Raw genomic sequence first — 11707 nt, 5'->3', positions numbered from 1 at the left:
AGTAATTCTGAGATGCAAAGAGTGGCTTAAAAAGCACAGGAACATGCCTGCCCCGTATATTTGGTGGCTAATCAGACCCAAGCTATGGGGAAACTACCGCTACTATGGTATAACCGACAATGCTCCGATGCTGTATAAAATTCCTCTATGAGGTAGAAAAAGCTACTCTTCAAATGGCTAAACCGTCGCAGCCAGAGGAAAAGCTTTGATTGGGAAAAATTCAGGCTATTTCTCAAGAAATTTCCACTGCCTACACCCCGTATATTTGTGAATATTTACGATGTCAGGGTAAGAATCTTTGCGTGAGCTCCGTGAATAATGACTACGGAGAGCCGTATGCGTTAATAGCGCACGTACGGTTCGATGAGGGGTAGGGGATACAACTGCTAGGCCAGTAGCGCACGGCCGGGATACTAAGGCACTGCCAGACGAAAGGGGCAGTATAACGGACTGTCCTGACCTAAACGCTACCAGGCGGCATGAGACCCCGCCTACTCTACTAGATTTGGCAAGGAAAATACAGGGTTAAATTTTTAACTAATAAGAGATTGTTAGAAGGGTCTGATCATTATGTCGTTAAATTTAGCAATCAAACTGACGATGTCGAATAATTCAGTTACATTGTCCCAAGTGGTAAACACTGTTGAAAGTACCGGGTGTATTATTGGGGAGTATAGATTTAATTTCGAGTTCGGCATCATATTCAATAAGAGAGCTAGTTGTCACTTTACGTAATGATAAACTTGTGGAAGAATTGGTCAATGCCTTAACAGAAATCCCCGGAGTTCAAGTAAATAGTGTTGTTGATCGAGTTTTGATGAAACATGTTGGGGGTAAGATTGAGGTTAGCCCCAAGTATCCAGTGCAGCGACAGGATGATTTGTCTGTCATTTATACTCCTGGTGTTGCCGGTGTGTCGAAAGTCATAGCCGGGGATCCCGATCTGGCTTACAGTTTCACCATGAAGAATAATACAGTAGCGATTGTTACCGATGGTACTGCTGTATTGGGATTAGGCAATATAGGCCCTGAGGCTGCATTACCGGTTATGGAGGGAAAATCTGTTTTATTTAAAAAATTTGCTGGCATTGATGCTATTCCCGTTTGTCTTAATGTCCATGAACCCCAACAGATAATTGATGTAGTAGCGGCGATTGCACCTGCCTTCGGGGGTATTAATCTTGAGGATATTAGTGCGCCCAGGTGCTTTGAGATCGAAGCGAAACTATCAGAAATCTTGGATATACCTGTTTTTCATGATGACCAGCACGGTACAGCAATAGTTGTCCTGGCAGGATTGATTAATGCCCTCAAGGTGGTAAATAAAAGGATCACTGATGTCAAATTAGTGATCTGTGGAGCAGGTGCGGCAGGTGTCGCTATTACCAAGATATTGCTTGATGCTGGAGCGCGCCATATTGTTGTTTGTGATAGGGATGGTGCTCTGGCCAGGGATAACTTACAACAAGCTTCATCAATGCGTTGGGTTGCTGAGCACACAAATGAACAGTGTGTTCACGGCAGTGTCAAAGATGTTATTGAAGGTGCTGATGTTTTTATTGGTGTATCAGGGCCTGGTGTATTAAACAGGGATGATGTCACAAAAATGGCTGAGCATCCTGTGGTTTTTGCCCTTGCTAATCCCGATCCCGAAATCGTACCTGAAGAAATCTATGATATTGCAGCGGTGATAGCCACAGGAAGGTCTGATTACCCTAATCAGATCAATAACGCTCTGGTCTTTCCAGGTATTTTCAGGGGCGCATTGGACTGCCATGCCAAAGAGATAAATGAACAGATGTATTTGGCCGCGGCCAATACTTTGGCCAATTTAATTCCTGTCGATCAGCTGAATAAAGAAAATATAATTCCTTCTTTATTTAATCAAGATGTTGTTTCGGTTATGGCTAAAGCGATAATAGGGGAAGCAAAAAGTACAGGGGTTGTTAAAAATATTGCAGCACAGCGGTGTGGTGGAATTGTTGTTAAATACGGCAACTGAGTGGGGAGATAAGTTCTGATCTTCGTTCAGCTTCGCTCTTTCATAATATAAATAACTCCTACTTTTCAAAACATGTTTAACAAAACTAACTGCACCCCATTTGTGAGGGTGGTTAGAAAAGAGAGCTTCCCAATTACCTGGGAAGCTCTTAAACCTTTATTTTATGTTTTTGCATTTTCCTAACTAGAGTTGATTGATCAACTTTTAAAATTGATGCAGCCCTGCGTGTAGTGCCAAACCTTTGCATCGCTTCTTTGATGAGGTTTGTTTCAAGTATATTTACTGCTTCTTTTAACGGAAGGATCTTATTTATTTCTACCAAATTAGGTGTAACATTATTTCTGTGTTCGAGAAACTTAGCAGGAAGATGTTCTGGGGTTATCACATCGTCCTGGGTTAAGATCACTAAATTTTCTATTAAGTTTTGCAGTTCACGGACATTGCCTGGCCAGGGATATGTTAACAGTAAGTCTTGTAACTGAGGTGATATGCTTTTATTGAGGTTATATTTTTTATTGAATTTATGCAAAAAGTGTTTTGTCAGGGCAGGTATATCGTCTGGTCGTTTGCGGAGAGGGGGTATTATAATTGAAACTACATTAATACGATAGTAAAGGTCCTCACGGAAAGTTCCCTCGCGCACCATTTCCTCAAGATTTTGGTTGGTAGCGGCAATGATGCGAATGTTTAGTTTAATGGGTTTTGTTCCCCCTACACGTATTATCTCTTTTTCTTGAAGCACCCTTAGTAATTTGACCTGAAGGCTTATGGGTATTTCCCCTACTTCATCCAGTAGAATGGTACCTTTGTTGGCCATTTCAAACATGCCTGTCTTTCCTTTGGGGTCTGCTCCAGTAAAGGCACCCTTTTCATACCCAAAAAGTTCAGACTCCAATAAGGTTTCGGGTATGGCACCACAATTTATTTTTATAAAAGGCCCTTCTTTGCGTTCACTTGACTGTACGATCGTCTGGGCAATAATCTCTTTACCTACACCTGATTCTCCCTGGATCAGGACGGTACAATCAAATTTTCCAACATGCACGGACATCTCCATGACCTTTTTCATTTGCCGGCTGGAAATGACAACTCCAAAAGGGCTATTTAATTGCAGCGAACGCAGTAGGGCAAGTTCGTTTTGCTGCTGGGCTATTAACTCTTCTTTAACTTCTTCTTTATTTTCCAATTTCCTTCTTCATATTGGTCAGGTCTGTAATATCTCGCACATTATTAACTACATATGCAATATTTCCCTGATCATCAAATATAGGTGTGCCTGTAGTAAGGGTGTGTTTACCTGTCCGGTAGGTAAAGCCCATCATGGTTACCCGTTGCCTCTTTTCTAGGACAGAAAAAGTAACTGAATGGGAAAACAGCTTTTTATCAAGGAGTTCTTGAGTGGTTTTTCCGATAACCTCTTCTCGGGTAACACCGGATATTCTTTCCCATGCTTTATTTGTATAGAGGACAACTCCTGCTCCGTTGGTTATCCATATACCGTCATAAAAAGATTCTAAAATATTTTCTATATTCTTTTCATTAAAGGTTGACATGTCTTCATTCCCCCTACTGATGTCTCTATGCATAGTATAGATGACAATTTACATCATGGCAAGTAGTATTAGTTGATTTTCGCTGTTACTTAACCCTGCAATTCTGTAGTAGAGATATCTTAAATTAGCACATGTCAACATTTTGTCAGAATTCCGTGTCGTAAAACCTGGTATGACTTTTGCATATTATTTATATTGACAATCAATATTTTCTCCGATCTATGGTATCTACGGCGTAATGCTATGATCCATGGGCTGTAAAGTATAGCCGTAAAATAAAAATTCCTACCATTACGGAAAGGAGGTTAGAAAGGTGTATCAAACAATAGTGTAATGGATGACCGTTTTCCGCAGGATGTAGCGCGGCTCTTACTATGTTGTTATTGTATTATCAAAAAAATAATTGACCAGGAGTGAATATGAATAAATGAAACATTATAAGTTATTTATTGACGGAAATTGGATAGATACCCCCAATAAAGCATTTGTTCAGGATAAATACACAGGGGAACCCTTTGCAAGTATTGCTCAGGCGGAAGATGCAGATGTTGAGCGGGCTGTACAGTCTGCTAAAAATGCTTTTCAAAAGATAAAGCTGTCACCATACCACCGTTATGAGATTCTTTTTAAGGTTAGCAAACTACTGCTGGAGAATAAAGAACATATTGCCGAGATCTTATCTAGGGAAGTAGGTAAACCTCTAAAGGAGAGCAGAGGTGAAGTTCAAAGAGCTGCATTTACTTTTGAGATTGCAGCTGAGGAAGCCAAAAGAATTACCGGCGAAATGGTCCCCGTTGAGGCTACCCCAGGTTCGGAAAACCGCCTTGCTTTCACTCTCAGGTCTCCTCTCGGTGTTGTATGCGCTATTACTCCTTTTAATTTCCCTCTCAATTTGGCGGCTCATAAAATAGCCCCTGCTCTAGCGGCTGGAAATGCAGTTGTTTTGAAGCCCACTCAGCAGTGTCCGGTAAATTCTGCGCTGCTGGTTCAGTTGCTCCTGGATGCTGGACTTCCCCCAGGATATATCAATTTGGTTTTTGGCAGTGGAGCAAAGGTAGGAGAACAATTACTGCATAGCAAAGATATTAATTTTTATAGTTTTACCGGCAGTGCGCAAGTTGGTGAAAGAATACGAGATGTAATCGGGTTGCGTAATTGCACCCTTGAGTTAGGAAGCAATTCTGCGGTGATTGTGCATCATGATGCAGATATTATGGATACATCTCGGCTTTGTGTGGCCGGGAGTCTTGCCAATGCTGGTCAGGTGTGCATATCTGTACAGAGGGTATATGTACATCAAGATATTTACAACGAGTTTTTATCTGAGATGAAAAAACAGGTAGAAAAATTGGTTGTAGGCAATCCTCTAGATGATAAAACCGATATGGGACCCATGATCAGTGAAAAAGAGGTAGAGCGTATTGACCAATGGGTAAAGGAAGCTGTCAGGCAGGGAGCAGAAGTTGTTACTGGTGGACGGAAAATGAATGAACGCACCTATCTTCCTACTATTTTGACCAATGTGACCAGAGAGATGAAAGTGGTCAGTAATGAGGTTTTTGCACCAGTGGTAGTAGTTATACCCTATGAAAATATAGATTGGGCGATCAGCGAAATAAATGCATCGCAGTATGGACTCCAGGCGGGCGTGTTCACCAGTAATATCAATCTTGCAATGAAGGCAGCAAAGGAAATACATACTGGTGGGGTTGTCATCGGAGACACCAGTTCTTATCGCACCGATTCAATGCCCTATGGAGGTGTCAAAAGAAGTGGTATCGGCAAAGAGGGGGCAAAGTATGCGATAAAAGAACTCACAGAAGAAAAAATTGTTATTTTTAATCTAAAGAATCAATAACGAGTATTCTCCCTATATTTTTAGATGGCCCCCGGGATGTTTGCGTTTCTGGGGGACCATATTATTTTTAAGAAAGATTGGGAAATGTGTATCCTGATGTGTTGGTGCATATAGGGATGATATCCTCCTAGGATCAGAGGGGAGTTCTAACTATAGCTATATTAGGATAACTAGAGCTTGATTGGATAAATGTGAAAAGGGGTAGGAGCAATGAAGCACACACAGGTTTATCGCTTTAGCGGGCAAAAAGGCTTTGATAAAGTTATAACAGCAGAAAATTCAGCACTTAAGCATTTGGGTTTTAGCCGCATTCTTTTAGATGCCGGGGAGAAGCTGGATTATGTGGTTGACTGTGAAGAAATTGCTATTGTTCTGCAGGAAGGTGATTTTAGGGCATCTGTTGAATGGAAAAACGAGTCGGTATTTGTCGATATTTGCGGTGAACGCAAGAGCGTTTTCGATGAAAAACCTTATACCATTTACCTCCCTCCTGGCAGCAGGATTGTTTTGGAAAGTAACAGGGGAATGGAGGCGCGGGTATTTTCTGCCCCTTGCGATGAAGGGAATCCCCCATTTTTCTGCCGTCCTGATGATGTAGAGGAAGGGATACCCGGGGCTCTTAACTGGCGCCGTAAATACCGCTATGTCTTTGGACCTCCAGGAAAGAAAAATGATCATGTTACCAAAAAACTGATCGTTGGGGAATCTGTTTCCGTACCAGGGGGTTGGATAGGCTTCCCGGCACATAAACACGATTTGAATAATGAACATGAATACCCGCTTGATGAGATATTCTCATTTAAAGTAAGGGGACCCCAGGGAGCTTATATCATTCAGCAGTCTTACGGTCTGGATGAGAGATGGGATGAGATCAACGTTATTGATGGTGATGATTTTGCAATAGCATTAATCGACGGCTACCATACATCAATGGCGGTTCCTGGTTGTACCGAGTATCTGCTCTGGGGATTAGCAGGAGATGCAAAAAACTAACAAGATACAGTATGATGAGCGGTTTGCATGGTTGGGCGAAGCGGAATCTCTTTTCACATTTTAGCTGTTCATATTAACAGTTTTGATAGCAAGTTAAACTACATTATTTGGGAGGCTTTTCAATGAGCAGAAAAGAATCTTATTGGTGGCAGCACAAGAGTTGGGATGAAATAGTGGAACACGCCAAGAAATGCGATATTGCTATTTTGCCGCTCGGTTCTATTGAGCAGCATGGGCATCACCTGCCAACCGGACATGATACGATGCAGCTTTTCCCCATGATGGAGGAAGTTGCACGTCAAACAGGTGCAATGCTGCTTCCTTGTCCCTGGTATGGTGCTCATCCGCATCATCACTGGGGATTCCCGGGAACAATCCCCCTTTCCAATGATACAATGAAAGCTTTGATTAAAGACATAGTCCGCGGTGCATCGAAGGCTGGTTTCAACAAGTTCATTCTTTTCTTTGGACACGGCCAGGCATTTGTGACCAACTATGCTGTTCAGGATCTTGGTATCGAGGGCTACTATGTTCTGTCAGTAATGTTCCAGAACATGGTGCGGGAAGAGCATTGGAAGATCTTCGAGACTCCTTTCTGGCATGCTGATGAGGCAGAGACTTCGCTGGCTCTATCTCTTTTTCCCGAGTATGTTGATATGAGCAAGGCTGTTGTGGAGTCAGCTACACCTCTGCTTGACCGTGAATTTGTTACAGGATGCACAGAGGTTGGTTCATCCAAGCCACTGCGTTTTGATGAGGGCACTGTCAGTGCTCCTGAGTATAAGGATCTAAAGTATGGGGTAGTGGGTGATCCCACAAAGGCTACCAAAGAAAAAGGCGATAAGTATTTCAAGGTTATCGTTGATGGATTGGTCAAACTGGTCAATCATATCAACACTAAATATCCCGCGGGTACCAAGATAGAAACCAACTAATAAGAAAACAAAACCCCTTATGATTCAGCAAGCTCCTCATCCCCCTGGAATTATTCTGTTGCGAGATTGCATCATAAGGGGTAATTTTTCATAATTAATTTTAACATAGACGATATGAAAAGGAGATTAAGATGAGCAAGGTATTTCTGACGGAACGCATTCATGATGAAGGGATCAAGATTTTAGAAAGCACAGCCAAAGTAGTAAAGGGATGGGAGTTAGGAGAAGAGATCTTTTGGAAAGAAGCTGCCAGGTGTGATGCAATATTAATTCGCTCTGCCAAAATAAGTGGGGAATTAATTAAGAATGCTCCTAATTTAAAGGTTGTTGGAAAACACGGGATAGGTGTCGATAACATCGATGTGAAGGCGGCAACAGAGCGAGGTATAGTGGTGGTCAATGCCCCGGAATCGAATATTAATGCTGTTGCAGAACATGCCCTTACTTTAATCATGACCCTTGCTAAAAATATTGTTTTATTGGACCATAAAGTACGCCTAGGCGACTTTGACCTGCGCACAAAGTTCACCAATATGGAATTGAAAGGTAAGATTGCAGGGATTATTGGACTCGGCAAAATAGGGCTAATTTTAGTTAAACAACTACAGTCCCTTGGCATGAAGATAATTGGCTATGACCCTTATGTTCAAACTTCAGCAATGGAAAAGATTGGTGTTGACCTTGTGGATGATTTAGATAAAATTTTCATGTCCAGCGATATTGTCAGTATCCATGTACCGCTTAACGAGAGCACTAAAGGATGATTGGGGAGCAGGAACTTAAAAAAATGAAGAAAGCAGCCCTATTAATCAATGTTTCACGGGGAACTATCATCGATGAACAAGCTTTATGTCAAGCATTGAAAAATGGAGAAATTGCTGGAGCTGCCCTTGATGTTTTTGAGCAGGAACCCCCTGCTACAGAAAACCCTCTCTTCGATTTGGATAACATTATTTTTTCCCCTCATAACGCGGCTTTAACTGACGAAGCGCTAATTGCCATGGCGACCCATTCTGCACAGGGTATTGTGGACTGCCTGAATGGGATAAAGCCGAAGTATGTGGTTAATCCAGAGGTGTTTGGCCTCTATAGGACTAAAAGTACGTAATGATGTAGATATGCATTTTAGATGCAGAAACGCTTTGTTTTATGTAAGTTTGAGAATTGAAACACCTCAGACTGCCAAGTCCAATAATCAGACTTATAACAAAATAAACCCACCCTGGGAGGGTTTATTATAAACTTACAACCTACCTAAATGAGCTGGCGGAAGCTATTTCTCGAGGTAAGAGCAAATGGGTTTTTCCTAATAACTATAGTTTTTTAGGTGCACTTTACATAATGTTTGATAAATCATGCGGTTTGAAGGAGATCATAAGCATGAAATTACGGCATCAGTTGGACGTAACAAGATTAAGAAAAAATGAAATAGCCATATTTTGGTTGGGACAGGCAGGTTTCATTATCAAAGACTACGATGAAAATATTGTAGTGATAGACCCGTATCTAACCGACTGCGGGGAAAGAATCCGGGGGTTTAAACGCCTGACACCCAAACTTCTTTCTCCGGGAGAATTAGAGCCGGATATTTATATCACCACCCATATCCATTTTGATCATTTCGATTTTGATGCCGTCCCTATTGTTTCTTCCTGCCCTTGGACGAAATTTTTTGGGCCGCAGACTTGCGTGGACAAATATTTGGAATTAGGGATTAAAAAAGAGAGAGTAAGTTTGCTTGGATGCGGTACCGAGATCACTGAAAAAAATATTATGATCAAAGCGGTGTTTGCAGACCACGGTAGACTGGCGCCTGAAGCTATAGGTATTTTGTTAAATATTAATGGAATCAAGCTTTATTTTTCAGGGGACACGGCTTACCGTCCGGAGATGATAAAAGATGTCATCGATTTTGCGCCGGATATCGCAATTTTATCTGTTAACGGAAAATTCGGCAATTTAAATTCCGAAGAAGGAGCTAAACTTGCCTCTGATATTGGGGCAAAAATCGCTATCCCGTGTCATTATTGGATGTTCAAGGAGCACGGAGGGGATCCTCAATTATTTGAGGAAGAGATGAAAAAACATTCCCCTCAGTGTTTAACTAAATTTATGTGTCAGGGAGAGATGTTTCGGTACTCATTATGATATAAAAGTCACCCCACCTGTATCAATGACTCTGAATAGGTAATAAGATTCAATGGTGAGTGCGGGGTGTTTTTTTGGCACAGATTTTGCTTCCTTATACGCTTGCGGTAAGAATAATTTAAGGAGGGAATAAGATGAAGGCAGTAAGATTTACCGGACCGGAAAAAATAGAGTATTCAGATGTGCCCAAACCTCAAATAAATGACAATGAAGTGTTGGTACGGGTGAAAGCAGTTGGTATATGCGGAACCGATTTGGAGTTATTGAGTGGCGATATGCCCCATATTAAAAACGGTTTTACAAAGTACCCACTGATTCCTGGTCATGAATGGGCGGGACAGATTGAAGAGGTAGGCAGCAGTGTCGAAGGTTTTTGTGTTGGGGACAGGGTTACCGGTGATGTCAGCATTGGCTGCGGAAATTGTCATATGTGTAAAACCGGACGGTATAACTTGTGTCCCAACCGTGTTGTAGTTGGTTCTTACCGAAATAAAAACGGAGCTTTCGCGGAATATATTAAAATGCCTTATGGCAATCTTTATAAACTACCGGAAAGTGTCAGCTATGAGGAGGCAGCGCTAGCCGAACCCGCAGCGACAGCTGCATATGGCATCATGAGGGCAAAAATTGGCTTTGGTTCTATCGTGTTGGTCATCGGCGACGGACCTATCGGGCAGCTCGCAATGCAGTGTGCAAAAATTGCCGGTGCCAGTAAAGTAATTGCTGTGGGTAGTTGGGATGAAAAGCTGAAAATTGCCCGGCAGTTAGCGGCAGATGTTATTATAAACTACAAAAAAGATGATGTTGTGGAAAAGGTTCTTGAGTATACGAATGGGGAAGGTGCTGATGTAGTACTTGAGACATCTGGAAACATGGTAGCTTTTAACCAGTCGATCAAGGCTGTTGTGCCGGGAGGAAAGATTGTTCTGTACAGTTTTTACGGCGGTGTGGAGTTTCCCGCTACCATAAATAATTTTATCGTTAAAGATGCCGATCTAATCGGAATTCTTGCAAGTCCGAATGCTACTCAACCTGTGCTTTCCTTGATGGAAAGCAACAGGATTAGTGTTAAGCCTTTAATTACGCACCGCTACCCGATGGAACAAATCAGCATAGCCATTGCAATGATAAAAGGAAAGAAAGAGTGCCGGATTAAGGTTATGTTGATTCCGTAAGCATATACAGCGGTTGGTGATCCTCCCGGGGCAAGATGGGTGTTATGGATTTCGCTCTTTCACCAACCGTGATCACTTAAAAATGCTTCATGACGGGAATTTACCAATTATATCACTTCAATCCTCTAGGGTTTACAGAGCTAGTTGATGCTAGAGATTTGACCTATAAGAAGTTGACTGTTCTATGACATGTAGCTACTTTACTGCTTCATCAATAGTGTTTGTATATGTAACCTGGTAACAGTTCCCGCATTTACCTTTACCTATTTAACTTATGGGAGTTCATTTGTTTTTGTGTTTTATTGATGCATTATTACATATAACGATGAAAAATCACATTTTATTAATGATGTAAGAGGAAGAGGAAAAGTCAAATGAAGTCTGTAGTCAAGTATTTCAACGACGATGGTGATTAGAATTGCTTGGCATGATATTTGCATCAATAAATTAATGAAGATATTAAAATAATCGGATACTTAATTGAAGGAGGAGTAGTTGGTTGAGTGATCAGGAAGAACGCATCGACACAAAAGCAAATAAAGATAACTCAATATTATGTCGCCTCTCACTCCCAATGACGGGGGGAGAGGAGTTTTTTTCTTGCTTTTTTATTGACGTAAATGATGCATACTGATTGACATATGGATTATTTATTGACATGACAATCATCACGGAAGGATAAATAGCGAGAAGGGGAACCCCTATGGCACGCCCGCCAAGTCCCCCTTCCCTAAAAAACACTGAAATGATCTTACTCGAAACTCCTTTAACTGTCCAGTCTTATCTTGAATTATTTGCAGACGGTTGTCCGGAAAACCTACGACCAGTGGAATGCCCATCCTGTAAAGCTATGCGGAAGCTACACCGGCACGGGCATTACAAACGCATGGTATTCACCCTCGAAGAAGCATATTCCATACCGATATTTCGTTTCAAGTGTCCCATATGTGGTAAAACAACAGGTCTGCTCCCTCCCTTCATCGGGGAAAAAGAGCAAACTGCCTGGGAAGTGCAAGAAGAGGTGATGCGCAAGCAGACAAAAG

Annotated in this window: 9 protein-coding genes and 2 pseudogenes; 9 read left to right on the top strand and 2 right to left on the bottom strand. The window is 41.7% G+C overall.

Going from position 1 to position 11707, the window contains the following annotated elements; genetic code table 11:
- Positions 1–817 precede the first annotated feature (817 nt).
- On the top strand, positions 818–2002 hold the full coding sequence (locus SSCH_RS09230; RefSeq protein WP_198142343.1) for an NAD(P)-dependent malic enzyme: 1185 nt from the start codon (positions 818–820) through the stop codon (positions 2000–2002).
- 148 nt (positions 2003–2150) lie between these two features.
- On the opposite strand, the gene SSCH_RS09225 is transcribed toward SSCH_RS09230, so the two are convergent.
- Entirely contained in the window at positions 2151–3188 is a 1038-nt protein-coding gene (locus SSCH_RS09225; RefSeq protein WP_052835512.1) for a sigma-54 interaction domain-containing protein, read from the bottom strand.
- Complete coding sequence (locus SSCH_RS16705) at positions 3178–3555, bottom strand: PAS domain S-box protein (RefSeq protein ID WP_052835511.1); 378 nt, start codon at positions 3553–3555, stop codon at positions 3178–3180. The genes SSCH_RS09225 and SSCH_RS16705 overlap by 11 nt, the downstream gene beginning before the upstream one ends.
- A gap of 427 nt (positions 3556–3982) precedes the next feature.
- Between SSCH_RS16705 and SSCH_RS09220 the strand changes: the two genes are divergently transcribed.
- The 8 genes and pseudogenes from SSCH_RS09220 to SSCH_RS18315 all read left to right on the top strand — a co-directional run.
- A complete protein-coding gene (locus SSCH_RS09220; RefSeq protein WP_044665208.1) occupies positions 3983–5413 on the top strand; it encodes an aldehyde dehydrogenase family protein in 1431 nt (476 codons plus the stop codon).
- A 210-nt stretch (positions 5414–5623) separates the two neighbouring features.
- Positions 5624–6406, top strand: a complete 783-nt coding sequence (locus tag SSCH_RS09215) for a 5-deoxy-glucuronate isomerase (protein WP_044665207.1) — start codon at positions 5624–5626, stop codon at positions 6404–6406.
- A gap of 122 nt (positions 6407–6528) precedes the next feature.
- A complete protein-coding gene (locus tag SSCH_RS09210) occupies positions 6529–7341 on the top strand; it encodes a creatininase family protein (RefSeq protein ID WP_044665206.1) in 813 nt (270 codons plus the stop codon).
- A 131-nt stretch (positions 7342–7472) separates the two neighbouring features.
- Positions 7473–8449: pseudogene (locus tag SSCH_RS20235) on the top strand (hydroxyacid dehydrogenase).
- Between the two features lie 233 nt (positions 8450–8682).
- On the top strand, positions 8683–9489 hold the full coding sequence (locus SSCH_RS09200; RefSeq protein ID WP_084711062.1) for an MBL fold metallo-hydrolase: 807 nt from the start codon (positions 8683–8685) through the stop codon (positions 9487–9489).
- 134 nt (positions 9490–9623) lie between these two features.
- A complete protein-coding gene (locus tag SSCH_RS09195; protein WP_044665204.1) occupies positions 9624–10664 on the top strand; it encodes a zinc-dependent alcohol dehydrogenase in 1041 nt (346 codons plus the stop codon).
- A gap of 499 nt (positions 10665–11163) precedes the next feature.
- Positions 11164–11298 carry a hypothetical protein gene (locus SSCH_RS21010; RefSeq protein ID WP_269746166.1) on the top strand — a complete coding sequence of 45 codons (135 nt, stop codon included), beginning with the start codon at positions 11164–11166 and terminating at the stop codon, positions 11296–11298.
- Between the two features lie 216 nt (positions 11299–11514).
- Positions 11515–11707 (top strand): annotated as a pseudogene (locus tag SSCH_RS18315) (hypothetical protein); the annotation flags it as partial.

Origin of the sequence: Syntrophaceticus schinkii, from assembly GCF_000946815.1 — a bacterium.
Lineage (GTDB): Bacteria > Bacillota > DSM-12270 > Thermacetogeniales > Thermacetogeniaceae > Syntrophaceticus > Syntrophaceticus schinkii.
This window is presented reverse-complemented; position numbering and strand designations above follow the sequence as displayed.